Source organism: Phocaeicola plebeius (assembly GCF_003437535.1).
Taxonomy (GTDB): Bacteria; Bacteroidota; Bacteroidia; order Bacteroidales; family Bacteroidaceae; genus Phocaeicola; species Phocaeicola plebeius_A.
The window spans coordinates 1-25,725 of record NZ_QSQT01000018.1 but is presented as its reverse complement, the minus strand read 5'-3'; the positions used below and the strand labels follow the sequence as shown (position 1 = coordinate 25,725).

General features: G+C 44.6%; 17 protein-coding genes. 7 read left to right on the top strand and 10 right to left on the bottom strand.

Annotated features, from left to right (window positions below):
- Positions 1-3: 3 nt before the first annotated feature.
- Genes DXD04_RS10290 through DXD04_RS10280 form a run of 3 tightly spaced genes read left to right on the top strand, consistent with a single transcriptional unit; the run spans position 4 to position 6,919 of the window.
- Positions 4-3,024: a SusC/RagA family TonB-linked outer membrane protein gene (locus DXD04_RS10290; protein ID WP_117673083.1), complete on the top strand. Its 3,021-nt coding sequence runs from the start codon at positions 4-6 to the stop codon at positions 3,022-3,024.
- 18 nt (positions 3,025-3,042) lie between these two features.
- Positions 3,043-4,794, top strand: a complete 1,752-nt coding sequence (locus tag DXD04_RS10285) for a RagB/SusD family nutrient uptake outer membrane protein (protein ID WP_117673080.1) — start codon at positions 3,043-3,045, stop codon at positions 4,792-4,794.
- Between the two features lie 46 nt (positions 4,795-4,840).
- Positions 4,841-6,919: a rhamnogalacturonan lyase family protein gene (locus DXD04_RS10280; RefSeq protein WP_117673078.1), complete on the top strand. Its 2,079-nt coding sequence runs from the start codon at positions 4,841-4,843 to the stop codon at positions 6,917-6,919.
- Positions 6,920-7,071: 152 nt separating this feature from the next.
- Here the strand turns inward: DXD04_RS10280 and DXD04_RS10275 are convergent, their stop codons facing one another.
- The 4 genes from DXD04_RS10275 to DXD04_RS10260 form a co-directional block, all read right to left on the bottom strand.
- Entirely contained in the window at positions 7,072-9,069 is a 1,998-nt protein-coding gene (locus DXD04_RS10275; RefSeq protein ID WP_117673076.1) for a fructose-1,6-bisphosphatase, read from the bottom strand.
- A 23-nt stretch (positions 9,070-9,092) separates the two neighbouring features.
- Positions 9,093-10,754 (bottom strand): putative transporter, encoded by a 1,662-nt coding sequence (locus DXD04_RS10270; RefSeq protein WP_117673074.1) that lies wholly within the window; start codon positions 10,752-10,754, stop codon positions 9,093-9,095.
- Between the two features lie 161 nt (positions 10,755-10,915).
- Positions 10,916-13,105, bottom strand: coding sequence for a glutamine synthetase III family protein (locus DXD04_RS10265; RefSeq protein ID WP_117673072.1), 2,190 nt, complete (start codon positions 13,103-13,105; stop codon positions 10,916-10,918).
- A 56-nt stretch (positions 13,106-13,161) separates the two neighbouring features.
- Positions 13,162-14,391: an LL-diaminopimelate aminotransferase gene (locus tag DXD04_RS10260; protein WP_117673070.1), complete on the bottom strand. Its 1,230-nt coding sequence runs from the start codon at positions 14,389-14,391 to the stop codon at positions 13,162-13,164.
- A gap of 157 nt (positions 14,392-14,548) precedes the next feature.
- Between DXD04_RS10260 and DXD04_RS10255 the strand changes: the two genes are divergently transcribed.
- Both DXD04_RS10255 and DXD04_RS10250 read left to right on the top strand, forming a co-directional pair.
- Positions 14,549-15,436: a YitT family protein gene (locus DXD04_RS10255; protein WP_022053684.1), complete on the top strand. Its 888-nt coding sequence runs from the start codon at positions 14,549-14,551 to the stop codon at positions 15,434-15,436.
- Positions 15,437-15,451: 15 nt separating this feature from the next.
- Positions 15,452-16,039, top strand: coding sequence for a Crp/Fnr family transcriptional regulator (locus tag DXD04_RS10250; protein WP_117673156.1), 588 nt, complete (start codon positions 15,452-15,454; stop codon positions 16,037-16,039).
- Between the two features lie 38 nt (positions 16,040-16,077).
- On the opposite strand, the gene DXD04_RS10245 is transcribed toward DXD04_RS10250, so the two are convergent.
- The 5 genes from DXD04_RS10245 to thiD all read right to left on the bottom strand — a co-directional run bounded on the left by DXD04_RS10245 (position 16,078) and on the right by thiD (position 22,710).
- Positions 16,078-17,325, bottom strand: a complete 1,248-nt coding sequence (locus DXD04_RS10245; RefSeq protein ID WP_117673068.1) for a hypothetical protein — start codon at positions 17,323-17,325, stop codon at positions 16,078-16,080.
- Positions 17,326-17,329: 4 nt separating this feature from the next.
- Complete coding sequence (locus DXD04_RS10240) at positions 17,330-18,988, bottom strand: AMP-binding protein (RefSeq protein WP_117673066.1); 1,659 nt, start codon at positions 18,986-18,988, stop codon at positions 17,330-17,332.
- A gap of 126 nt (positions 18,989-19,114) precedes the next feature.
- Complete coding sequence (locus DXD04_RS10235; RefSeq protein ID WP_117673063.1) at positions 19,115-20,815, bottom strand: alpha-amylase family glycosyl hydrolase; 1,701 nt, start codon at positions 20,813-20,815, stop codon at positions 19,115-19,117.
- A 113-nt stretch (positions 20,816-20,928) separates the two neighbouring features.
- On the bottom strand, positions 20,929-21,816 hold the full coding sequence (fabD, locus tag DXD04_RS10230) for an ACP S-malonyltransferase (protein ID WP_117673061.1): 888 nt from the start codon (positions 21,814-21,816) through the stop codon (positions 20,929-20,931).
- 60 nt (positions 21,817-21,876) lie between these two features.
- Positions 21,877-22,710: a bifunctional hydroxymethylpyrimidine kinase/phosphomethylpyrimidine kinase gene (gene thiD / locus DXD04_RS10225; RefSeq protein WP_117673059.1), complete on the bottom strand. Its 834-nt coding sequence runs from the start codon at positions 22,708-22,710 to the stop codon at positions 21,877-21,879.
- A gap of 82 nt (positions 22,711-22,792) precedes the next feature.
- Between thiD and DXD04_RS10220 the strand changes: the two genes are divergently transcribed.
- Positions 22,793-23,857, top strand: a complete 1,065-nt coding sequence (locus tag DXD04_RS10220; protein WP_117673057.1) for a mannose-1-phosphate guanylyltransferase — start codon at positions 22,793-22,795, stop codon at positions 23,855-23,857.
- 83 nt (positions 23,858-23,940) lie between these two features.
- On the opposite strand, the gene tpx is transcribed toward DXD04_RS10220, so the two are convergent.
- Positions 23,941-24,444: a thiol peroxidase gene (gene tpx, locus DXD04_RS10215; RefSeq protein WP_117673055.1), complete on the bottom strand. Its 504-nt coding sequence runs from the start codon at positions 24,442-24,444 to the stop codon at positions 23,941-23,943.
- 126 nt (positions 24,445-24,570) lie between these two features.
- Here tpx and DXD04_RS10210 point away from each other — a divergent pair, with 126 nt between their 5' ends.
- Complete coding sequence (locus DXD04_RS10210) at positions 24,571-25,485, top strand: DUF368 domain-containing protein (RefSeq protein WP_117673154.1); 915 nt, start codon at positions 24,571-24,573, stop codon at positions 25,483-25,485.
- The last annotated feature ends 240 nt before the right edge of the window (positions 25,486-25,725 follow it).

Below are 25,725 nucleotides of genomic sequence, written 5' to 3'. Positions count from 1 at the left end.
TTTATGAAAAAATATAAGAATCTGATGTGGGCATGCCTGGCCTTGCTGGCTGTTCCTGCTGGTGCTCAGGACACGGACAACAATGTCAGAGGAATGGTTGTCGACAAGTGGGGGCATCCGGTTTATGGTGCTTCTGTCATGGTGAAAGGGATGCCGGAAACAAGAGTTGAGACAGATAAGGATGGAAAATTTTCCATAGAAGCTTCTGCCGGACAGCAATTGAATATTGTGTCAGTAGATAAAGGTACGACTACGGTAAAGGCGGACGGAAAGTCGCTGGTGAAGGTCGTACTGAATTACGCGGGGCAGTCTGTCGACGTGGGCGCCGGACGTGTTTTTACCCGTGCCGAGTCTACGGCAGCCGTTTCTACCATTTATAATGAAGACTTTGATAAGCGTAGTGCTAAAAACATGTCTAATTCTCTGTTAGGGCAGGGAATGGGTATGATGGTCTTGCAGAATTCGGGAAATTATGCGGATGTGGAACCTACTTTTTATATCAGAGGACTTCAGAGTCTTTCCAGCAGCAATCCGTTGATATTGGTTGATGGTCTGGAAAGAGACATGAGCCTGCTTAGCCCGGAGGAAGTGGAATCTGTATCCGTTTTGAAAGATGCGGCCGCTGTAGCTTTGTATGGGTATAAAGGAATTAATGGGGCTATCCTGATTACGACCAAACGCGGTAAGTATAATTCCAAAGAAATCAAGTTTACTTATGACCATGTAAATAATTTCATGGACCGGAAGCCGGAGTTTGTGGATGCGGCCACTTATGCGCAGGCTTATAATGAGGCACGCAGGTATGAAGGTTTGTCTCCCCGTTATGCGGATAAGGAAGTGGAGTATTTCCGTAATGGAGACTTCCCTTATTTGTATCCGAATGTAAACTGGCTTGATGAGACTTTCAAGAATTCGGGCATTTCCAACAAGTATACGATTGAATTTCGCGGAGGTGGTTCTAAGTTCCGTTACTATTCTATGCTTGACCTGGTGACAGACAGAGGTTTCGTGAAAGAAGGCAATATGAACGAAGGCTATTCTACCCAGAACAAGTATTCGCGTGCCAATCTGCGTACCAATATGGATATTGATGTAAGCAGTACTACAAAACTGAAAGTGAATATTTTGGGTACATTGTCGGAATCTCTCCGTCCGGGTGCTTCTGCCAATCTGTGGGATATGATTTATACCCTGCCGGCAGCCGCTTTTCCTGTAAAGGATGAGGACGGCTTATGGGGAGGAAACAATACCACTTGGTTGGGAACCCAGAATCCGGTGGCTCAATCTCAGGGAGCGGCATATTCAAAAGGTCATACGAGAAGCTTGTTTGCGGACCTGACCTTGGAACAAGACTTGTCGGCTGTTACAGAAGGTTTGGGATTCAATTTCAGATTGGCTTATGATAACTATTCTTCTATATGGGAAGACCATAGCCAGGCTTATACTTATGGCGGATATACGGTGACTTATACTGATTTGACAGGACCTTTGTATACGCATACAACTGGAGGTGAGCCTACAGAAATGGGAAAAGACGGAAGCATAAATAACTGGACACGCCAGTTCAACTTCTCTGGTGGATTTAGCTATAACCGGAACTTTGCGGATACACACGATGTGTATTCTCAATTGAAGTGGGAATATGAGTACCGTGATTCATACGGCTTGAATACAACCATTTATCGCCAGAATGTGTCATGGTTTACTCATTATGGATATGACAAGCGTTATTTCCTTGACTTGGCGTTGGTAGGCTCCGGCTCCAGTCTGCTTGCTCCCGGTCATAAATGGGCGTTTTCTCCTACAGTGTCGGCGGCATGGGTGCTTTCGGAAGAAAATTTTATGAACAATGTGTCATGGATTGATTTCTTGAAACTTCGTGCTTCATTCGGCATTATCAATGCGGATTATCTGCCGGCCAGTGATGTGTATGATTACTGGGACCAGATTTATACCACAACAGGTACGCGCTATATGTTCAATAGTGCGTATGATTCTTCATTCGGTACGACAGAACTCGGCCGTTTGGCAAGTACGAATTATACGCATGAGAAAGGATATAAATACAATGTCGGTGTAGACGCCACGTTGTTTAAAGGGTTGAATCTTTCGGTAGACGCATATTATCAGCGTAGAAACAACATCTGGGTTTCTTCCGAAGGTAAGTACACGGCTGTCTTGGGACAGACTCCTCCGTATGAGAACGCCGGTGTGGTAGACAGTTGGGGCGGCGAGTTCAGCCTTGATTACACGAAGCGTGTGGGAGATGTGGTGCTGAATGCTGGAGGTAGCTTCAACTGGAACCGGAATGAGATTAAGGAGCAACTGGAGGAACCTAGAATGTACGATAATCTTGTACAGACCGGCCACTCGTTGAACCAGGTTTATGGTCTGGAAGCTGTAGGTTTCTTTAAAGACGCAGATGATATAGCCAACAGTCTGCCTCAAAGCTTCGGAACGGTCTATCCGGGAGATATTAAGTATCGTGATGTGAATGGAGATAAAATAATCGACAGCAATGACGTGACGGCTATCGGTTATAGCACAGTCGCTCCGGAAATTTATTATACGTTCCATTTGGGAGCGGAATGGAAAGGACTTGGATTTGACGCCCAGTTCCAGGGAACAGGCCGTTATTCTGCCATCTTGAATACGAAGAGTATGTTCTGGCCTTTGCTGAGCACAACTACGCTTTCTACTCATTATTATGAAAATCGTTGGACTCCTGATAATCAAGATGCAAAATATCCTCGATTGAGTACTCAGAGCAATACGAACAACTACCAGACAAATACAGTGTGGTTGGCAGATCGTTCCTTCTTGAAACTCCGCAATATTGAAGTTTATTATAATTTCCCTAAATCATGGTTGCAGAAAACAAAATTCATCGGCGATGCAAGATTGTATGTACGAGGAGTTGATTTGCTGTGCTTTGATAAGATTGATGTGTTAGACCCTGAATCTTATGGAGCGACAAACCCATTGAACAAGAGTCTGATTGTAGGTTTGAAAGTAGGTTTTTAATCTTAAAAGAAACGAAGAATGAAACTTAGAAAAATTGTCTATGGTATGTTGTGTATGGGAGCATTGGCTTCGTGCTCAGACCAAATGAACTACCATGAATATAATAATTATGATGAAGATTTTGTGAAGCTGAATTTTAGTAATGTTGGAGGTCTGATTACCACTATTTACCTGGATTTGGATACTGATTTTGGTAATTATTCTGGAGCAATATTAGGATCGGCTACTGATGAGTCACAGTATGCATATACAGGAAATTCTATTGAGACATTTTATAATGGCTCATGGAGTCCGACTAATGCTCAAAGTGGAACTTGGAGTACATGTTATTCGGGTATTTCAAACTGTAATCTGTTTTTGGATAAGTATGTTGGATTGACATTCCCAGAGTTAGAGCAGAATGCAGACTATAAACCTCAGATGTTCCGTTACAATAACTATCAGTATGAAGTACGTTTTCTGCGTGCCTATTTTTACTTTAATCTGGTGCGTCAGTATGGAGATGTGCCGTTCATCGATCATTTCTTGAGTGCAGATGAGAGCAATACATTGAGTCGTACTCCGGCTAAAGATATTTTTGATTATATTATTTCAGAGTGTGATGATATAAAGGATCTGATAATTGAAGATTATGCCAACCTTCCTGCAGATGTGGTATTACCTAGTGAATCTCCAGAAACAGGTCGTGTAAATAAAGCTACAGTTTTGGCCTTGAAAGCTCGTGCGGCTCTTTATGCAGCAAGTCCATTGTTTAATACAGATAATAATCCAGAATTATGGCATCGTGCGGCTACAGCGAATAAAGAATTATTGGATTATTGTGTAAATGAACGTGGCATGAAGCTGGTTAGTGACTATGCCTCTTTGTGGGATAAAAATAACTATAAGAATGCTACGGATGAATTAATTTTTGGTCGTCGCGCGAATCGTGAATCTAGTACTATGGAGTCTTATAATTATCCGGTTGGAATTGAAGGTGGAAATGGAGGGAACTGTCCGACACAAAATCTGGTGGATGCGTATGAGACTACCGACGGTTATGACGTGCGCCTGGTCAATGGAGCGTGGATTGCGGATGGCAGCCGTGTGTTTGACAAGGCAAAACCATACGATAACCGTGACCCGCGTTTGAGAATGACTATCTGTGTGAATGAGGAAACCGGATGGCCGACATGGAATGAAGGTACGATTTACACTTATCAGGGAGGGGCAAACGGACAGCCTCTGAACGGAGGTACCCCAACTGGATATTATTTGAAAAAATATTGCCAGGGAGACATTGACCTTCGTTCTAATAGTACTAATAAGTCGGCTTATCATACATGGATAACTTATCGTTTGGGAGAATTCTATTTGAATTATGCAGAAGCTGTATTCCGTTATTTGGGAAGTGCGGATGCAACGGATGCTGAGTTTACTATGTCGGCTCGCCAGGCAGCTAGTATGACTCGTGAACGTGAAGGAGTAGGAATGCCTGCCTTCCCGTTAAATATGTCAAATGATGCGTTTTGGGAGGCTTATAAAAAAGAACGTATGGTGGAACTTGCTTTTGAAGGACATCGTTTTTGGGATGTACGTCGTTGGAAAGAGGCTGACAAATATTTTGTAAATATAGAAGGTCTGCAAATCTCAAAAACAGGAGATAATACTGCTTATTCTTATTCTACAGTGGTAAATACTCGTCAGTGGGACGATAAGATGTATCTCTTCCCGATACCTCAATCCGAGAGAATGAAAAATCCTAATTTAAGTCAGAATCCGGGCTGGTAAGTCCCGGATTCCGGAAAAGTATAAATATTTAAAAATATAAGATATCATGAAAAGACTATTTACAAGTTTCTTAGGTGCTGTCTGTCTTTTTGCATTATCAGCATGTTCGGATGAAGAAACTCCGGCTCCGCAACCAGGAGGTGGTGATACAGAAGAACTGCCTGCACTTCCCTCTGAAGTGGTAAAAGACGGTCGGGCTATGTGGGTAAGTTATGATCCTACTCCTGATGCGGATGCTAATTCTACTACTTTTATACATGGGGCTTTGGTTAGCTGGCGACTATTGCAAAGCGATCCGTCTAACGTGGCATTTGATATTTATAAATCGGTAGATGGAGGGCAGGAAGTAAAATTGAATGGCGAGGCACTGCTTAATTCAACTTGCTTTCTGGATGAAAATATAGATGCTACAAAAGCAAATCATTATCGTGTCACATTATCTGGAAACACTGAAACAATTTGTGAGTGTGATTTTACGCCAGAGATGGCTCAAACTTATTACCGTAAAATTACATTGAATGCAAATCCTTCTACAATTGAATTGCCGGAAAGCGGTTCTTATGTAGCAGATGATATTCAGGTAGGTGAACTGGATGGTGACGGTGAAATGGAAATCGTGATTAAGCGTGAACCTTATGATGGAGCTAATCAGGGGGGATGGCATAATGGTACTACTTTATTGGAAGCCTATAAATTGGATGGAACTTTCCTTTGGCGTATTGACTTGGGAGTTAATATTCGTTCGGGCTCTCATTATACTTCTTATATCTTGTATGATTTTGATGGTGATGGGTTGTGTGAAATTGCCTTCCGCTCTGCTGAAGGTACCCAGTTTGCAGATGGAAAGATGATTACAGGAGAAGATGGAAAAGTTCATGATTATCGTATTCGTGATTTAAATGGTGCCGGATGGGCTTCAGGTGCAAAACTTCCTACTACTTGTGGCTTGATTTTTGAAGGTCCTGAATACATCTCAATTTGTCGTGGGTATGATGGACGTGAAATAGCACGTACAGATAATATTCCTCGTGGAGGTGAAGGTTCTAAAGTAGAACGTGCTGAGTATTGGATGGATTATTGGGGCGATGATTATGGAAACCGTATGGACCGTTTCTTTATTGGTGCTGCTTATTTAGATGGGATTCCTGATCCATCAACTGGTGCTAGAACAAGTAATCCTAGTCTGATTGTGACTCGTGGCGTGTACAAGAACTGGCAGGTTTGGGCCTTTGACCTAAAAGGATCGGAACTGGAAAATCGTTGGAAATTTGATACCAAGGATCATGATGAAAAATGGTTGGCAATGTGTTCTCATGCTTTTCGTGTAGCAGACTTAGATAATGATGGAAAAGATGAAATTCTCTATGGACAGGCTGCAATTGATGACAATGGAAATGAACTTTGGTGCACTGGAAATGGACATGGAGACTGTTTGCATGTGGGTAAATTCATTAAAGATCGTGATGGCTTGCAGATTGTGGCTTCCTTTGAAGAAGAAAATACATATGCAGTACAAGGATTGGGGTATGGATGCCAGGTTATTGATGCACGTGACGGTTCATTAATTTCTGCTCATGGTGCTGGAATGCATGGTGATGTAGGGCGTTGTATTGTAGCAGACGTAGATCCTGATAGTCCTAATATGGAATTTTGGTCTTCGATGAATTCTGGAATGTACAATTGTGGAGGTTCTATAGATGTACCTATAAGTCCTGATATGCCTACTGGTATTGGTGGTGGTACGTTATATAATGCAGCAATTTGGTGGACTGGAGAATTGACTCGTGAGTTGTTTGACCGTGCTTTGATTGTAAGCTATAAAGCTAATCCGAGAACGAATAAGAACCGTCTTGTGAATTTTGCAACTGGATATGGAAGCAATGAAGGTAATCATAGTACAAAATATAATCCTTGTTATTACGGTGATTTCCTGGGCGACTGGCGTGAGGAAGTAATAATGGGCTCTTCAGACCATTCTGCGATTTATATTTTCTCTACGAATTATCCGACAGAGCATCGTTTCCCGCATCTTATGACAGATCATACTTATGATATGAGTCAGGCAATGCAGAATATAGGTTATAATCAACCCACTCATTTAGGCTATTATATCGGATCCAAATAATAGTAAACAAAAGTTAGTTAGATTTCGGTTGGTGTGTGAGCAAGTGATTGTGTGGACGCCAACCATTTTTTATTTTGTATAATAACAAAAGAGACTATTTCTCGGAAAAATGAAATAGTCTCTTTTGTTTTTTGATTGAATAAGACGAAAATTTAAATACCCCTTTCCTTGATAATGCCGTTCTGGTAAGCTACCAGCAGTTTCTTCAAATCTTCAATTTGTACCATCAGTTCGCGGCCTTTGTCGGTATCTTTCACCATCATGCGCTGACTGCTCAATTCTACGATTTGGGTGGTCGACTTAATGTCTTGTCCTTCTTCAATAGCTTTCTGGGTAGAAGTGAAGGGTTCGTGCTGTACAAGCTGGAAACCGCGTGAGTGGTACACCAATGTGTAGCCTGCAATACCCGTTTCCGGTTGGTAAGCCTTGGAGAATCCACCATCGATAACCATCAGTTTACCGTTGGCTTTAATTGGTTTTTCTCCTTTGACTGCTTTTACCGGTACATGTCCGTTGATGATGTGGCGGTGTTCTCCTTCCACTCCGAATTCATCCAGAATCATGTCGCAGATATCTTCACGGTCGCGCAAGGTGTAATAATAGCCTTTCACTTCTTTATGAGTTTCCTTGTCGGTCAGGAAATAACGTTCGAAGGTAGCCATTTTACTCTTATCGAAGGCCGGAGAGTTCTTTCCGCACCACAGGTACCAGATGAAGTCTCTGGCAAATGCTTTTTCCGGATCATCTTCTTCTGCAAAATAAGCTGTACGGATAAGCTGGCCTACGCGCTTGAGCAGGGCTTCTCCCTTGTATTTCTTTCCGAGTATGTCTACTTCCTTAAGCGTTCCGTCGGCATTCATCGGCATAGAAGCGTGGAAGAGCAGGTTTGAGTTGCATACATTGTACATGCATCCGTAACGGAAAATGCATTTCATGTGCTTGCGCAACTTTTCGCTTCCCGTGAAAGATTTGTGCAGTTTCTGTACGATTTCTTCTTCTTCTTCTGTCAACTGGTATGGGTTTTCCGGATCGATGGTCGGGAACAGGCAGTCGCGCATCTCATAATCTTTTCCGTCAAGCTGGAATACTTTCCGCTTGAAGTCGATGTGGTGCAACAGCAGACGGCTGTCCATGTCGAATTCCGGATGACGCCGGATGGCAGCAGCTTCCAGCTTGAACTGGATAATGGTGATGGCCTTGTGCATCTGCGAGATGAGCCGCAAGGTCTTGTCATTGTATGAACTGCTTTCGGGTGCAATCTTAGGAGCAAAGTATTCGCATGGGTCGTTGGCGTAGGCTTCCATAGCAAAGGTAGCCAGCGGAAGCAGGTTGATGCCGTATCCGTCTTCCAATGCCGGAAGGTTACCGTAGCGCATGGCCAGACGCAGTACGTTGGCAATACAACAGTCATTTCCTGAAGCGGCTCCCATCCAGAGGATGTCGTGATTGCCCCATTGGATGTCGAAGTTATGGTAGTTGCAAAGTGTGTCCATGATGATGTGAGGACCAGGACCACGGTCGAAAATATCTCCTAAGATATGCAGTGAGTCGATGGTCAGTCGCTGTATCAGGTTACACAGTGCAATGATGAAGTCGTCGGCACGGCGTGTCTCAATAATGGTACGGATAATGACATTGATGTAAGCCTGCTTGTTGGGATCCATGGGACTTTCGTGAAGCAACTCCTGAATGATGTAGGAGAATTCTTCAGGCAGCGCCTTGCGTACCTTTGAACGTGTATATTTGGATGATACATTCTGGCAGACTTTTACCAGCTGGTTCAGGGTGATGACATACCAGTCTACGAGGTCTTTTTCCACTTCCTTTACCAGTTGTAACTTCTGTTCCGGATAATATATCAGCGTGCAGAGTTCCTTTTTCTCCATTTCGCGGAGGTTGTTGCCGAAAATCTCGTTTACCTTCCGTTTGATAGCTCCGGAAGCATTGCGGAGCACATGCTGGAAAGCTTCGTATTCCCCGTGCAGGTCGGCCAGAAAATGTTCCGTTCCTTTCGGAAGGTTCAGAATGGCCTCCAGGTTGATGATTTCCGTGCTGGCTGCAGCCAGGTTAGGAAAATCGTGTGAAAGGAGTTCCAGGTAGCGGATGTCCTTCTGTATCATTTCCGGGGTAATTTGTTTGTAGGTTTTCATGATATTGAGTGATTTAAAAGTTGCTATAAAAATAACATGAGCACTAATTGTGCGATGATGACGCGGGTAAACATTCCGAGAGGGTAGACCGTCGCGTAGCTTACCGAAGGTTCATCTCCTGGAATGATGTCGTTGGCATAGTTCAGTGCCATCGGGTTGGCCATACTTCCGCAGAGCATACCGCATGTATTGCCGAAGTCCATTTTGCACAGACGAAGGGATACCAAAGCCATGATAACGACAGGAATAAAGGTTATCAGGAATCCGATGCCTACCCACAAGGCTCCTTCCGGACGCATGACGGTTTCAAAGAAGTGCGCACCGGCATCCAGTCCAAGACAAGCTAAGTAAAGAGACAAGCCGATACCTCGGAGCATCAGATTGGCACTGCGCGTGGTATAGGTCACCAGATGCAGACGAGGCCCGTAGGCTCCAATCAGGATACCGATTACAATCGGTCCGCCTGCCAGTCCTAATTTGACAGGTGAGCTGATGCCTGGAATGGCAATAGGAATGGACCCTACGATGAGTCCCAGTATGATGCCGATAAAAATAGAGGCTAAGTTAGGGTCTTTAAGCGTTTTTACGGTATTTCCCAATACTTTCTCCACATTCTGAATGGCTGCCGCTTCACCTACTACCGTCAGACGGTCACCTAATTGCAGTACCAGTCCCGGAGTGGCCAGCAGTTGTACACCGCTTCGCAGCACACGACTGATATTGATGCCATACGTGTTGCGCAGACGGAGTGAACCCAGTTTCTTTCCGTTGATTTCCGGTCGGGTGACGATAATGTGCTTGGAAATCAGTTTGCTGTCGATGGCATTCCAGTCAATGTCTTCTTTGTTCCAGTCCCGTTTTTCCTGTTCACCGAACAGAATGGTCAGTGTGGGCGCATCTTTTTCGGTCGTGATTACCAGAATACGGTCATTCTCTTTCAGTATCTTTTCAGAAGTCGGAATGCTCACGGTACCTTCACGCCAGAGTCGTGAGATGACGAATTTGGGATAGCCTACCTGAGCAATATCCTGTATACTCTTGTTGAAGATGGCGGGATTGTGTATCTGAAAAGTAGCAATGTACGTGTGGTTGGAGTCGTCGTGTTCATGCTCCTGCATGTCAGACGGGCGTACGAAGAACTTTCTGATAACGACGATGGCAAAAATAACTCCCACCACTCCGAGCGGATAGGTCACGGCACAACTGAGGGCAGCTCCACTGGTGGGCTCACCTAACTGTTTCAGTGTCTGCTGTGCGGCACCCAAGGCAGGAGTATTGGTAGTGGCTCCGCAAAGAATACCTACCATGTCAGGCAGACTGATGGGGGTGGTCATGCTCAGTACTACGGCCATTATTGTACCGAGGAAGATGACTCCTAATCCTAACAGGTTCAGACGGTATCCGCCTCGCTGAAATGAGCTGAAAAATCCCGGACCGACCTGTAGTCCTAATGAATAGACAAAGAGAACCAATCCGAAGCTTTCTGCATAGCTGAGCATTTGCGGATCGATGGCGAGACCTAAATGCCCGGCCAGAATTCCGGTGAAGAAAACAAATGTGACTCCAAGGGAGATACCGCAGATATGAATTTTCCCTAATCCTAATCCGATTGCCGTAATCAACGACAGTATGATAACCGCCTGAAGAGCGGATTGTTCCACAAATAAATTAATTAGCCATTCCATGCTGCAAAGATATATACTTTGTGGAAAATAATTCTTTCGTGTCAGACAAAATGTTAGAAAAAGTATGCAGAAAAGAAATCCCCGAAAGGCTTTCATCGCCAATTTGGCCGATAAAAGTCTTTCGGGGATGATAAAATAATGGTAGGACTTGTATGCCGGAATTATCGAACGAACAACAGTTCGCGATATTTCGGAAGTGTCCACATCTGATCGTCGACAATCAGTTCCAGCTTGTCGATGTGGTAACGGATTTGTTCCAGCATCGGAGCTACTGTATCGTGATAAGCAATGGCTTTTTCACGTTCGCTGGTAATGCGGTTAGCTACCTTGCGGGCTTCTACCATTTCATCCACATGCTTCTTGATGAAGGAAGTATGTTCTGAAATTTCCTTGATGATAGCCAGGTTTTCAGCTGACAAAGTCTGAGCTTCTTCTTCTGAGAACAATGATTTCATCTTGTATGCATTGTCTATCAGTTTTGTCTGGTATTCAATGGCTACCGGAACCACGTGATTCATTACCAGGTCACCCAATACGCGGGCTTCAATCTGGATTTTCTTGGTGTACATATCCCATTTCACCTCGTTACGGGCTTCCAGCTCTTTGCGGGTCATGACACCGGTTGATTCGAACATGCGGATGCTCTCCGGTTTCAGGTAGTTATCGAAAATTACCGGGCAGCTGGTTTCGCAGTCCAAACCGCGTCGTGCAGCTTCTACCTTCCACTCATCGCTGTAGCCGTTGCCGTCGAAGCGGATAGGCTTGCATTCCTTGATGCATTTGCGAACCACCTGGATGATAGCAGAAATCTTAGGTTCTCCTTGTTCTATCAGTTCGTCTACTTCTTTCTTGAACTCAATGAGCTGTTCGGCTACCGCTGTATTCAGGGCAATCATGGCGCTGGCACAGTTAGCTTCTGAACCCGGAGCACGGAATTCAAAGCGGTTTCCTGTAAACGCGAAAGGAGAAGTACGGTTACGGTCTGTATTGTCAATCAGCAGTTCCGGAATCTGAGGAATATCCAGTTTCATTCCCTGTTTGCCACCCAAAGACACTAAGTCGTCGTTGGTACTTTCTTCCAAGTGGTCGAGCACCTTGCTGAGCTGTGTTCCCAGGAAAGAAGAAATGATGGCAGGAGGAGCTTCGTGACCACCCAAACGGTGTGTGTTGGTTGCACTCATGATAGAAGCTTTCAGCAGTCCGTTGTGGCGGTAAACGGCCATCAGGGTATTTACTACGAAGGTGATGAAGCGCAGGTTTTCTTCAGAAGTCTTTCCCGGAGCCATCAATAAAGTACCGGTGCTGGTTCCAAGTGACCAGTTGTTGTGCTTACCTGAACCGTTGACACCTTTGAACGGTTTTTCGTGGAGCAGTACGCGGAAACCATGGTTACGTGCCACTTTTCTCATCAGTGACATAACCAGCATGTTGTGGTCTACTGCCAAGTTACATTCTTCGTAAATCGGAGCAAGCTCGAACTGGTTTGGAGCTACCTCGTTGTGGCGTGTCTTGACCGGGATACCCAGTTCCAGTGACTGGATTTCCAAATCTTTCATAAAGGCAGCTACACGGGTTGGAATGGCTCCGAAGTAGTGGTCTTCCAGCTGTTGGTTCTTGGAAGCTTCGTGTCCCATCAGGGTACGGCCAGTCAGCAGCAAGTCCGGACGGGCAGCATACAAGCCTTCGTCAACCAGGAAGTATTCTTGTTCCCATCCCAGGTAAGAGATGATTTTCTTTACAGAAGGGTCAAAGTAATGCATCACATCCAGAGCAGCCTTGTTTACGGCACGCAGTGCTTTCAGCAACGGAGCCTTGTAGTCGAGTGATTCTCCGGTATAAGCAATGAATACGGTCGGGATGCACAAGGTGTCGTCTACCACGAAGACCGGTGAAGACGGGTCCCATGCACTGTATCCGCGGGCTTCGAATGTATTACGGATACCTCCATTGGGGAATGAAGAACCGTCTGATTCCTGCTGAACAAGCAATTTTCCTGAAAACTCTTCCAGCATGCCACCCTTTCCATCGTGTTCCACAAAAGCATCATGCTTTTCGGCTGTACCTTCTGTCAGCGGCTGGAACCAGTGTGTATAGTGGGTCACCCCTAATTCGATCGCCCATTTTTTCATTCCGTCGGCTACGGCATTGGCGATGCTGCGGTCGAGGGTGGCACCGTTGTCAATCACATCAATGAGTTTGGCATATACGTTGCTCGGCAGATACTTGAACATTTTTTCGCGGTTGAATACATATTTCGCAAAGTATTCACTGGGGCGTGTTGCTGGCGAGGCCACTTCTACCGGTTTTTTGTGAAATGCCTTTTCTACTACTCTGAATCTTAATTTTGACATAATACCTTATTTCTTATTTTAAGTTATTTGATTTCTATATTTACAGGTTGTTTTGTTTACAGACACTGGCAAATTCGCTGGATGCCTTCTTCGCACTGATGGCGTTCCCCGAAAGAGGTCAAGCGTACATAGCCTTCGCCGCTTGGGCCGAAACCAACTCCGGGCGTGCTTACCACTTGTGCTTCGTACAGAAGTTTGTCGAAGAACTTCCAGGAAGTCTGGTTGTCCGGTGCCTTTATCCATAGATACGGAGCGTTTTCTCCTCCAAAAAATTGTATGCCTGTCTTCGAGAGCATCTTTTTCATGATTCGGGCATTGTCCATGTAATATTGTACCATGGCTTTTACTTGCTCTTTTCCTTCGGGAGTATAAATAGCTTCTGCTCCTCGTTGGGTGATGTAAGATACACCGTTGAACTTGGTGGATTGTCGTCTGAGCCATAGTTTGTTCAGCGGAATCCGTTTGCCTTCCAAAGTGGCTGCGGTCACTTCCTTGGGAATTACCATGTATCCGCATCGCACACCGGTGAAACCTGCGGTTTTCGAGAAACTGCGGAACTCGATAGCTACTTTCTTGGCTCCTTTTATTTCATAAATGGAATGAGGAATGTCCGGATCTTGTATGTATCGTTCGTATGCGGCATCAAAGATAATCAGTGCATCGTTCTCTATGGCATAGTTGACCCATTTTTTGAGTTCACTTTTACTCAATACGGCTCCAGTAGGATTGTTGGGGTAGCACAAGTAAATAATGTCAATGCGTTGCTTGGGAATTTCCGGAATAAAGTTGTTCTCTATACGGCAGGGCATGTACACCACATTACTCCATTTGCCGTCTTTTTCCAATGTGCCGGCTCTTCCGCATGAAACGTTTGAATCAATGTAAGCCGGATAGATAGGGTCTGTCACTCCGATGCTGTTGTCGTGGCGCAGTATATCGCCGATATTGCCCGTATCCGATTTGGAACCGTCGCTGATGAAAATCTCATTGGCATCGAAATAAATGCCGTGGGCGGCGTAATCATGCTTCAAAATGGCTTCGATCAGGAAGTCGTATCCTTGCTCAGGTCCGTATCCTCTGAATGTGTTGGGATTCCCTAATTCACCGGCTGCTTTTTGCATAGCCTCTACACATGCTTTGGGGATAGGGAGGGTCACGTCGCCGATTCCCAAATGAATAATGCGGGCCTGGGGATGTGTCACTTTAAAAGAATTAACTCTTTTCACTATATCGGTAAACAAGTAGTTTTCCGGTAATTTGAGCAGGTGTTCGTTGACTAATGCCATTTATTCTTCTATTTGGCGGCAAAAGTACGAAAATCATGTCATTTTTAAAAGATTGTCCCCGCTTTATTTTTCTTATTTTTTGAAATTGATATAAGTCAATTGTATGGAATTTTTCTTACTTTTGCAGCTGAATTTTTTTTAGAAAATCGATACGAAAATGAATCCAGCTTTGCCTGCTACAAGAAAGCAGAAATTTTTGAGAGAGACCAAGGATTATTTAATGATTGCTTTGGGTATGATTATGTATGGCATCGGATGGACCGTATTTCTGTTGCCGAGTGATATTCCTTCAGGAGCGGTGCCGGGTATTGCATCTATCATTTATTGGGGAACCGGCTTTCCAGTGCAGTATACCTATCTGATTATAAATTTTCTACTGCTTCTTCTTGCGTTGAAGATCTTAGGATTGAAGTTCTGCCTGAAGACCATATTTGCCGTCTTTACGTTGACGTTTATATTAAGTGTCATTCAGAATTTTGTCACCGGAGAGTTGATTCATGACCAGCCTTTCATGTCGTGTGTGCTGGGAGCTTCTTTCTGTGGAGCCGGTATCGGAGTCGCATTCTCTGCCAACGGAAGTACAGGAGGTACCGATATTATTGCGGCCATTATCAACAAGTATCGTGACATTACGCTGGGAAGGGTCATCCTGATTTGTGACGTGATTATCATTTCTTCAAGTTACCTAGTGTTGCATAACTGGGAGAAAGTCGTCTATGGATATGTGGTGCTCTTTATTTCCAGTTTTGTATTGGACCAGGTGGTAAACAGTGCCCGTCAGTCTGTTCAGTTCTTTATTATCTCCAGTAAATATGAAGAAATAGGTGCGCGTATTAATAAAGACTTGCATCGTGGAGTTACTTTTATTGACGGTGTAGGCTGTTATACGCATAACGGAGTGAAAATGATGTTTGTCTTGGCTAAGAAAAGAGAATCCAACACTATTTTCCGTTTAATTAAAGACATTGATCCTAAGGCATTCGTCTCTCAGAGTGCGGTTATTGGTGTATTTGGTGAAGGTTTCGATCGTATTAAGGTCAAATAATTAGAAATGAATAATATGATGACAAATATAGAAGTAGCCAAGATTATGGTTTCCGGAATGAAATGTATGTTAAGCCGGGAACAGATTCATGAATTGACTGACATATTGGTTTGCCGGAAATTCAAGAAAGGCGAACGTATCCTCGACGAAGGGGAGGTTTGCCGTTCCATGCTTTATCTGGAAAAAGGACTGACTCGTCAGTTTTATTTTAAATACGATAAGGACCTGACCGAACATATAGCGTATGAAGGAGGGGTCGTGATTTGTCTGGAAAGCTATTTGAAAGAAGAGCCTACCCGTCTGATGATTGAAACCTTGGAGCCTACCATTGCGTGGGATATACCTAAAGATAAAATAGAAGAGCTGGCTTTAAAGGATGCAGAGATAGGAGTGTGGTATCGCAAACTATTTGAAGCTTCCTTGATTGAATCTCAGGTAAAGGCTGATACGTTGCGTTTTGAGCCGGCGCATGAACGTTATAATAAATTGCTTCAGTTGCATCCCGAAATCCTGAAGCGTGCTCCTCTAGTCTATATCGCTTCTTTGCTTCAAATGACACCGGAAACCCTGAGCCGTGTGCGTTCTGCAAGTCTGAACGGATAAGTAAAATCTTTTATTCATATAAAAAGGAATGGTTTTGTTTAGAACAAAACCATTCCTGCTTCAATCACCATTTTCTTATCGAAAGCCTGATTGCCTTTATATGTCCGGGTCCATCCGTATCCACCGGCAAGGAACAGGCCGAATTTCTTTGTCAAGCTATATTCCAGACTTATTCGCGGCTCGATAGCATATAAACGGGCCGGATAACCATGGTGCTTGTTTTCTAATGATTCTATGTGATAATATCCAAGGTCGGCACTGAGGTCTAATTTGTCAGTCAGGCTGTGATATACGCCTGCACGATAGAATCCTGTGACGGAAAGTTTATTGTCTACGCCCAGATAGTATGCACCTGTACCGATTTGCGTATAAGTATATTTGTTCTTGAACCGGATAGACAGGCTGGCTTTATTGGCGTTACCTCCGGATATAAGCATTTGCACACGGGTTTGTGGTTTCAGGTTGATGCATCCAATCTGATGGGCCGTACTGTCCGTACTGACATTGACAATACCGATCTGATAACCTTTGGAACTGTTTTTAGTATTGACATTTCCTACTCCTAACTGTACCCCTCTGTTAGTGACGCTGTAATTGAGCAAGGCAGTTTGTACTCCTTTATTTTCTACACTCACATTTCCAAGTCCGGCTAACTGCCATCCTTGGTTAGACTTTCCACTTACGTTTAATAGCGAGGTCAGTTGTACACCTCTGGAGGAATTTCCGGAAACGTTCATCAATCCTCCGATAATGAGTCCGGCCTGAATATCCTTGTTTACGTTGGCCAAGCCGGAAATAGCAAGTCCTCTGGTATCTTCGCTGACATTGACCAAACCGGCAATGCCAACACCTTTAATGTCTCCTCCGGAAATATTTCCCAAACCAGCAATGGATAAGCCGTATGCAGAAGTACCTGTAACGTTTGTCAATCCGGAAAGGATAAACCCGCAGGCTCTTTTACCCGTCACATTGGCAATACCGGAGATTTGTACCCCCGTAGATTTCAGTCCGGACACATTGGTAAATCCAGAAATCTGCATACCATACGAATTATAATGCTGAAGGCTGGAAATCGCGTTGATACCAAGTCCGTTCAAACAAGAATAATTGCTAAACAAGCCGAGGTTTACGTATGTCCTTGGCGGAAATTTCTTTTTATTGGTGATGTTCAGTGAAACATTCGGACCTTTTTTCAGAGCTGAGGCTGGTTTCGTTTCCTGTGCAGATAAGTGCGTTCCTGCCAGGATACCTCCTAACAGGAACGCGGATATAAATGTTCGTTTCATGATGCTACTTGACTTCTTGGTATAAGAAACGCTTGATGCTTTTCTTAGGTGTCTTTTCAAATTCTTCCGGGTAAATCTTGATGCGCGTAATCTGAGAATAAGCAGGAAGTTCCGCATTCACTGCTACACGGTTTTCTTCCATGATTCTTTCAATATCGGCATCTGTCAATCCCTGTTTGTAGGCTTCCTCAAAGTCCGGATAGATAAGCGCAGCCAGTTTATGGTCACTTTGCTGAATCACAATGTTTTCGCATACATACGGCAGGTTGCTTATCTTTTCTTCGATTTCTTCCGGGTAGATATTTTGTCCTGAAGGTCCTAACAGCATATTCTTGCTTCGGCCTTTGATGGTCACGTTTCCTTCTTCATCCATTACCCCCAAGTCGCCTGTGTGCAACCAGCCTTCCGCATCGATCGCTTGTGCCGTTGCTTCCGGATTTTTGTAATATCCTAACATCACGTTTTCTCCTCGGGTAAGAATCTCTCCTACAATATTCTGAGGGTCCGGACTGTCTATCTTTATTTCCATGCGTGGTGCGGCTTTACCGCAAGACCCCGGTTTGTAGCGCAACCAGTCCTCGTAGCAGATAATCGGTCCGCATTCGGTCATTCCATATCCTACCGTATATGGGAAATCCAGACTTCTGAGTAGTCTTTCTACGTCCTGATTGAAAGCTGCTCCTCCAATAATGACTTCATAGAAATTTCCACCGAAAGCCTGCACCATGTGTTCACGTACGGCTTCCTTAATCTTATCGTTGATCAGAGGAACCTTCAGCAGAAGTTTCATTTTCAGCGTTTCCAGCTTAGGCAACACGTTCTTTTTGATAATCTTCTCAATGATAAGTGGAACCGAAATCACAATGTGAGGCTTCACTTCCGAGAACGCCTGGAAAATAATCTTGGGGCTTGGCATACGGGTGAGGAAGTACACATGGCAACCTGCACAGAATTCATAGATAAATTCAAATGCCAGTCCGTACATGTGTGCCATAGGCAAGATGGAGATTACCTTATTGCCAGGTTGCAGGGTCAACACCTCAAATGCGAACTGTGTATTCGACCATAAGCTGCGATAAGGAAGCATTACCCCCTTAGAGAAGCTGGTCGTTCCAGAGGTATAGTTGATAAGTGCCAGTTCTTCCGGAGTATCTCTTCGGTAGCTGACATGCTCCTTCCGGAAATTGCGTGGAAATTTCTTTCCAAACATTTCGTTCAAGTGTTCACGGGCATATTCCAACTGCTTGCTGCGGCATACTAACAAGGTAAAGTCGGTCATCAGAATGATACCTTCCAGGTTCGGCATTTCAGCCTCGTTCAACGCTTCCCATACCACATCTCCCACGAAGAGAAGACGGGCATCGGAATGATTGACGATATTATGTACATTGTCTGCCTTGAATTCATGAAGAATAGGAACTGCTACCGCACCGTATGTCAGGATAGCCAGAAAGGCTACTCCCCAGTGTGAACTGTTGCGTCCGCACAAGGCTACCTTATCGCCCGGCTTGATGCCACTTTCCTCCAGCAAAATATGCAGTTTTTCTATTTTACGTGCTACATCCTTGTATTGCAGAGTGGCACCTTTGTAGTCTGTCAGGGCATCCAGGTCCCAGTTCTTTTTGATACTGTCCTCAATGAAGGCCAGAAAACTTTTTTCCATATAATTGTATTTATAGTTTGCACAAAGTTATGCTATTTGTGCAAAGATACCTTTTTGTTTCAAGTTTCCAAACAAAATAAATTAAAACTATTTACGTTTGAAAGCTATCAGTCCTGTTTCGGCTGTTTATTTTACTTTTAGTTTAAAAATCTTTCCACCGTATGCAGGCAGTTCCGTGCAAGTGGGACTTTCGGGCGTGAAGCAGATTTTTTCTGTCTTTCCGGTAAGCAGGTCCTTGGCATTGCATTGGGCAGATGGAGTCATTTTGAAGTATTCAAATGCATGAGCCGGCACGTTAACTGCTACCTGAGTTGCCGTGTCGCTGAAGTTTACCATAATGAAGAGTACTTCCTGACCGTATTTACGCAAGAAAGCGTACTGCTTGTGCTCATTCATCTGCCATCCGTTCAGGTTCACATACATCAGGTCGAAGAATTCACCTTTGCTGATGGCCTGTTCTTTCTGGCAGATATGCAGGATGGTTTCGTAAGTTTTACGCAGTTCCTTTTCCTTTTCACTGAGCAGATGCGTATTCCAGCGTCCGCGGTTACTCCAGCGGTAAATGCTGTCTACGTTCCAATAGTCGAAGATAGTGGTTCGTCCGTCCTGTCCGCTGAAACCCTCGCAGTCCATTCCTTTTTCGCCCAATTCCTGTCCGAAATAGACCATGACCGGATTGCTTCGCAGGCAGGAAGATACGATGAAGGCAGGAACAGCCTTGAATGGATTGCCAGCAAAGAAGTCGGATGCAATGCGCTGTTCATCGTGGTTTTCCAGGAAATTCAGCATGTGGTCCTGAATGTCGTCTACACTTTGCCAGCAGTGGGTGATTCCGGTGGCTGAACCATATCCGCAAGTAATGTTTCTCAGCGTGTCATACAGTCCTACCTTATCATATAGGTAATCGAAATGTCCGTTGTAAATATAGTTACGGTATTCATTCGGATTGTACACTTCGGCAATAAAGATAATCTGCGGGAAGGCAGCCTTGATACGAGGAATAACCCATCCCCAGAATTCGCAAGGTACCATTTCGGCCATGTCGCAACGGAAACCGTCGATACCTTTTCCGGCCCAGTAGCTCAGTATGTCTTCCATTTTCTTCCAGGTGTCCGGTATCGGGTCAAAATGTCCTCCGGTGTGATGCAGGTAGTCCACTCCATAATTCAGCTTGATGGTTTCATACCAGTCGTTCCGGTTGGGCCATGCGTCAAAGCGGTCGTTTCCGGTAGCCTTGGCCGGCATTTCCTCGTAATTCCCTTGTTCCGGATCATAAAGGTCGATTTCGCCTGCCAGCTTCTGTCCCGGTATATAGTAGAAATTGTTTTGTGGATTGAAATCCTGAGAGCAGTCATCGTTCTCACCCAAATCCTTTACACCAGCCGGTTTGGCCAGAGAGTGATACTGCCGTGCCACATGGTTCGGAACGAAATCCATGATGACCTTCAGTCCGCATTCATGGCTGCGTGTAACCAAATGCTCGAATTCCTCCATACGCTTGTCTACATGCTCGGCCAAGTCCGGGTCGATGTCATAATAATCGCGGATGGCATACGGAGAGCCTGCTTTCCCTTTCACAATGGAAGGGTGGTTCTTGGGAATGCCGTATGCAGTGTAATCCGTTTGCGAAGCGTGCGCTATCAGTCCGGTGTACCAGATGTGTGTAGCGCCTAATTTTTTTATTTCGTGTAAGGCCTGTTTGGTAAAATCATTCATCTTTCCACATCCGTTTTCTTCAAGGCTGCCATTCGGACGGCAGGTCTTGTTCTGGTTACCAAACAAGCGGGTAAAAACTTGGTATATGATAATCTTTTCTGTTGTTTCCATAATGTTTGAATAATTTTAAAAACGAAAAAAGCACGAATTATACTTTCGCACGGATAAGAAAGAGAATCCGTCTGCTTTGTATAATTCGTGCCCTTGTCAGACTCATGGCCTGATTATGCTATTCCATGCGCATTGGCGTCTTTGTTGATTTTCTTGATCAATCCTTGCAATACTGCACCCGGACCACATTCTGTGAAGTCATCAGCTCCGTCGGCAATCATCTGCTGTACAGTCTGTGTCCAGCGTACAGAAGCAGTAAGCTGTGCCACCAGGTTCTTCTTGATTTCAGCCGGATCAGTGTGTGGAAGTGCATCCACGTTCTGATAAATCGGGCATTTAGGTGTATGGAATTCTGTAGCGTTGATAGCAGCTTCCAGTTCTACTTTAGCAGGGTTCATCAGCGGAGAGTGGAACGCACCACCTACTTTCAGCGGGAGGGCACGTTTGGCACCTGCAGCTTTCATCAGTTCGCAAGCCTTGTTGATACCTTCGATGCTACCAGAAATCACAATCTGTCCCGGGCAGTTATAGTTGGCTGCCACACAAACTTCTCCTTCAGCGGCAACTGAAGCACAGATTTCTTCTACTTTCTCATCAGGCAATGCGATGATGGCAGCCATGGTTGACGGCTGAGCTTCGCATGCTTTCTGCATAGCCATGGCACGTGCATACACCAGTTTCAATCCGTCTTCGAATGACAGAGCACCGGCAGCTACCAAGGCAGAAAATTCACCCAAAGAATGTCCGGCAGTCATTTCTGGCTGGAAAGCGTCGCCCATGCACAATGCAGAGATTACAGAGTGCAGGAATACGGCAGGCTGTGTCACCTTAGTCTGACGCAAGTCTTCGTCAGTACCTTCGAACATGATGTCTGTAATGCGGTAACCTAAAATATCATTGGCTTTCTCGAATAATTCTTTAGCGAGCGGAGAGTTTTCGTACAGGTCTTTTCCCATACCTACGAATTGTGCTCCTTGTCCAGGAAATACAAATGCTTTCATAATGATTATCTTTCTTGTTTATAAGTTATTGTCTGCAAAGGTAATGATTCTTTTGAGATATTACTCATTTTTGTCGAAAATGTGCATGGCGACGGGGGAGTGGAAGTGGTTCAACGGGCCGTGTCCGCCTCCGATGCAAACGTCTTTTCCAGATTCAATACCTTTGTATACATATTGTTTGGCTTTCTTTACAGCTACAGACATGGGTTCTCCCAATGCCAGAAACGTGGCGATGGCAGAAGACAAGGTACATCCTGTGCCGTGTGTATTCCGGCTGTTTACTTTCGGGGCTGTAAACAAGTGCGGGGCTTCTTCCGTAGCCGTTTGCAGCACATCGCACATCAGTCCTCCGTCCAGGTGTCCTCCCTTGATGAGCACTCCTTTACATCCTAATTTCAGCATTTCTTTTGCCTGCTGCTTCATGTCTTCTACGGTGCTGATTTTTTGTCCGGCCAGGATTTCCGCTTCACTCAGATTGGGAGTGATGAGGCTGGCCAGAGGTATAAGCCGGGTAGTGATGGCTTCGATAGCTTCGTCTTCCATCAGCTTGCATCCGCTGGTCGACACCATAACCGGGTCGAACACCACGTATTCAGGATGATATTTGAGAATAGATTCTGCTATTACCCGTACGATTTCCGCATCATTGATCATTCCGATTTTCACAGCTTTCGGGCGAATGTCGTCCATAACGGCCTCTATTTGCCCTTTCACGTAAGCGGGAGGAACGGGGTGAATGCCCGTTACTCCGAGCGTATTCTGCACGGTAATGGCAGTAATGGCACTGGCTGCGTATGCACCTAACGCAGATATGGCTTTAATATCAGCTTGTATGCCTGCGCCACCGCTGCAGTCGGAACCGGCGATGGTCAGGACGCATGGATATGTTCTCATTTTCAGTTGATAATTTTTTGCAAAGATAGGAAATATTCAAATTAATGAGTTAACTTTGCGATATTATCAAGAAAAGTTTGTTATGAATCCAATGAATAACCATGTGGTCATTATGGCCGGAGGCATAGGCAGTCGCTTTTGGCCGATGAGCAGCCCGGAGATGCCCAAGCAGTTTATTGATGTGCTGGGTTGCGGACGTACGCTCATCCAATTGACCGTCGATCGTTTTAAAGATGTATGTCTGCCGGAAAATATATGGGTGGTAACCTCGGCCAAGTATGCGGAGATTGTAAAGGAGCAGCTCCCGGAGGTTCCCGTTGATCATATTTTGTTGGAGCCGTGTCGTCGTAACACGGCACCTTGTATTGCGTATGTAAGCTGGAAAATCAAGGCACGTAATCCGAAAGCCAATATTGTGGTGACCCCGAGTGACCATGTGGTCATGAACGTACGTGAGTTTGCCCGTGTAGTTACATCGGCCATGAAGTTTACGGCCGATTCGGATGCCATTGTGACATTGGGAATGAAAGCCAATCGTCCGGAGACAGGCTACGGCTACATTGAAGCGGACTTGTCAATGGCCTGTCCTTCCAATAAGGAAATCTATCGTGTAGATGCGTTCCGTGAAAAACCGGACCTGGCTACTGCAGAACGCTATTTGCAGCGTAACAATTATTTCTGGAATGCAGGAATCTTTGTTTGGAATGTGAATACCATTGTCAATGCCATCCGGGTATATCAGCCGGCCATGGCAAGAGTGTTCGAACGTCTGCTTCCTTATTATTATACAGACAAGGAACAGGAGATGGTGGATGAGCTCTTCCCGACATGTGAAAACATCTCGGTGGACTATGCTGTGATGGAAAAGGCAGATGAGATTTATGTATTTCCGGCTTCTTTCGGATGGAGCGACCTGGGTACCTGGGGGTCTCTTCATGAAAATTCCAAGCGTGATGCGCATAACAATGTCTGCATCGGTTTGAATATAAAAATGTATGAATCGCGAAATTGCATCGTACATACCACTCAGGAAAAGAAAGTAGTGGTACAGGGGCTTGACGGGTATATCGTGGCCGAAAAAGACAATACTTTGCTGGTATGCCGCTTGACGGAAGAACAGCGAATCAAGGATTTTTCTGCGGAATAAGAAAATAGACAAAAGATAAAAAGAAAAGGGACAGACGTGAAAAATACGGACTGTCCCTTTTCTTATTTATATACCTTTAAATTTTATTTGAGTGCAGCAAGTGCAGCATCATAATCCGGTTCCTCTACGATTTCCGGAACCAGCTGGGTGTAGATAACCTTTCCTTCCGGATTGAGAATAACCACGGCGCGAGCCAGTAGTCCACACAGCGGGCCGTCGGTCATTAGCACTCCGTAGTCTTTTCCGAAAGTGGAAGTATAGCGGAAGTCAGACAAAGGAATAACGTGTTCGATTCCTTCTGCCGTGCAGAAACGTCCTTGTGCAAACGGAAGGTCTTTCGAAATAGCCAGTACCAACGTATTTTCCATTCCGGCTGCCAGTTTGTTGAACTTACGTACAGAAGCAGCGCATACTCCGGTATCCATGCTGGGGAAGATGTTCAACACTACAAATTTTCCTTTGGCATCAGCCAGAGAAAAAGTGCTTAAATCGCCTTTTACCAATGAAAAGTCGGGAGCTTGTACCCCTTTTTGTATAAACTCTCCGGCCAGTGCTACGGGAGTTCCTTGAAATAAAGTTGTTGCCATAATGATTCTATTTTTGAATATTCGTCATAAATATAACAACAAAAACCATAAAATGTTTTTGGAGATAGTGACTCCGAGCATTTTTTTCACTTACTTTGCATTCGCTAATCATTTATGGAAAAATTGATGGAACGAAAACTGAAAGACTATGCAGTTCTGATGCTGAAAGGAATGGGAATGGGAGCCGCGGATGTAGTTCCCGGAGTCTCAGGAGGAACCATTGCCTTTATCGTAGGCATTTATGACGAACTGATTAACTCGATTAAAAGTATTAATCTGGAAAGCCTGAAACTTTTCTTCTCTGGAAAATGGGCGACTTTCTGGAAGAAAATCAATGGTAATTTCTTGTTTTTCCTGCTTGCAGGTATCGGTATCAGCGTATTTTCATTGGCCAAGCTGATTACATGGCTGTTGATAAACCAGCCGATATTGGTGTGGTCGTTCTTCTTCGGACTGGTGCTGGCGTCTACCTGGTTTGTATCGAAAGACATTAAGGAGTGGAAGAGCTGGAAAACGTGGGTGGCTTTTGTCATTGGGGCAGTGGTTGCCTTTTATATTACCGTGGCAACTCCGGCCGAAACGCCTTCTAATCTGCTTTTCATCTTCCTGTGCGGAGCTATTGCCATTTGTGCCATGATTCTTCCGGGTATTTCCGGTAGTTTCATTCTGGTGCTGTTAGGCAAGTATTTTTTCATTATGGATGCAGTGAAAACGCTTGATGTAGTGGTGATTGCTGTATTTGGAGCAGGTGCCTGCATCGGAATTACCTCTTTCTCGCGTATCTTGTCGTATGCGTTGGCACATTTCCGCAACATCACGCTGGCGGTATTGACAGGCTTTATGTTGGGCTCCCTGAATAAGGTTTGGCCTTGGAAGGAGGTGGTAGAGACATTTGTTGACAGCCACGGAGAAGTAAAGCCTTTGATAGAAACCAATATATTGCCTAATGCACATGTGCCAGAAGCAGTAGTGCTGATGGTAGTAGGCTTTTTCTTAGTGTATTTTCTGGAGAAACTTTCGGCTAAGACACCGGTTCGTTAAGGTGTTTCTTTATAGGTATACGATGCCGCTGGAGAGATTTTGAGCGTCTTTTCAGCGGTATTTTTTATGCTTTTCATAAGAACAAGAGAAGGGGTGAAAAAACGTAAGTGCGTTTGATATGAAACGCAAGTACGTTTGAGTTCAAACGCAAGTACATTTTACTTCAAACGCACTTGCGTTTTACTTTAAACGTCGAAGCGTTTTAAAAGAAATGCCCTTGCGTTCTGAATCAAACACAAG

Excerpts from the sequence above, each read along its gene's own strand:
- DXD04_RS10235 (WP_117673063.1), bottom strand. The coding sequence starts at position 20,815 with ATGGAAACAACAGAAAAGATTATCATATACCAAGTTTTTACCCGCTTG.
- DXD04_RS10255 (WP_022053684.1), top strand. The coding sequence starts at position 14,549 with ATGAATCCAGCTTTGCCTGCTACAAGAAAGCAGAAATTTTTGAGAGAG.
- DXD04_RS10270 (WP_117673074.1), bottom strand. The coding sequence starts at position 10,754 with ATGGAATGGCTAATTAATTTATTTGTGGAACAATCCGCTCTTCAGGCG.
- DXD04_RS10290 (WP_117673083.1), top strand. The coding sequence starts at position 4 with ATGAAAAAATATAAGAATCTGATGTGGGCATGCCTGGCCTTGCTGGCT.
- DXD04_RS10260 (WP_117673070.1), bottom strand. The coding sequence starts at position 14,391 with ATGGCATTAGTCAACGAACACCTGCTCAAATTACCGGAAAACTACTTG.
- DXD04_RS10265 (WP_117673072.1), bottom strand. The coding sequence starts at position 13,105 with ATGTCAAAATTAAGATTCAGAGTAGTAGAAAAGGCATTTCACAAAAAA.
- DXD04_RS10275 (WP_117673076.1), bottom strand. The coding sequence starts at position 9,069 with ATGAAAACCTACAAACAAATTACCCCGGAAATGATACAGAAGGACATC.
- fabD (WP_117673061.1), bottom strand. The coding sequence starts at position 21,816 with ATGAAAGCATTTGTATTTCCTGGACAAGGAGCACAATTCGTAGGTATG.
- thiD (WP_117673059.1), bottom strand. The coding sequence starts at position 22,710 with ATGAGAACATATCCATGCGTCCTGACCATCGCCGGTTCCGACTGCAGC.
- DXD04_RS10245 (WP_117673068.1), bottom strand. The coding sequence starts at position 17,325 with ATGAAACGAACATTTATATCCGCGTTCCTGTTAGGAGGTATCCTGGCA.
- DXD04_RS10280 (WP_117673078.1), top strand. The coding sequence starts at position 4,841 with ATGAAAAGACTATTTACAAGTTTCTTAGGTGCTGTCTGTCTTTTTGCA.
- DXD04_RS10250 (WP_117673156.1), top strand. The coding sequence starts at position 15,452 with ATGATGACAAATATAGAAGTAGCCAAGATTATGGTTTCCGGAATGAAA.
- DXD04_RS10210 (WP_117673154.1), top strand. The coding sequence starts at position 24,571 with ATGGAACGAAAACTGAAAGACTATGCAGTTCTGATGCTGAAAGGAATG.
- DXD04_RS10240 (WP_117673066.1), bottom strand. The coding sequence starts at position 18,988 with ATGGAAAAAAGTTTTCTGGCCTTCATTGAGGACAGTATCAAAAAGAAC.
- tpx (WP_117673055.1), bottom strand. The coding sequence starts at position 24,444 with ATGGCAACAACTTTATTTCAAGGAACTCCCGTAGCACTGGCCGGAGAG.
- DXD04_RS10220 (WP_117673057.1), top strand. The coding sequence starts at position 22,793 with ATGAATCCAATGAATAACCATGTGGTCATTATGGCCGGAGGCATAGGC.
- DXD04_RS10285 (WP_117673080.1), top strand. The coding sequence starts at position 3,043 with ATGAAACTTAGAAAAATTGTCTATGGTATGTTGTGTATGGGAGCATTG.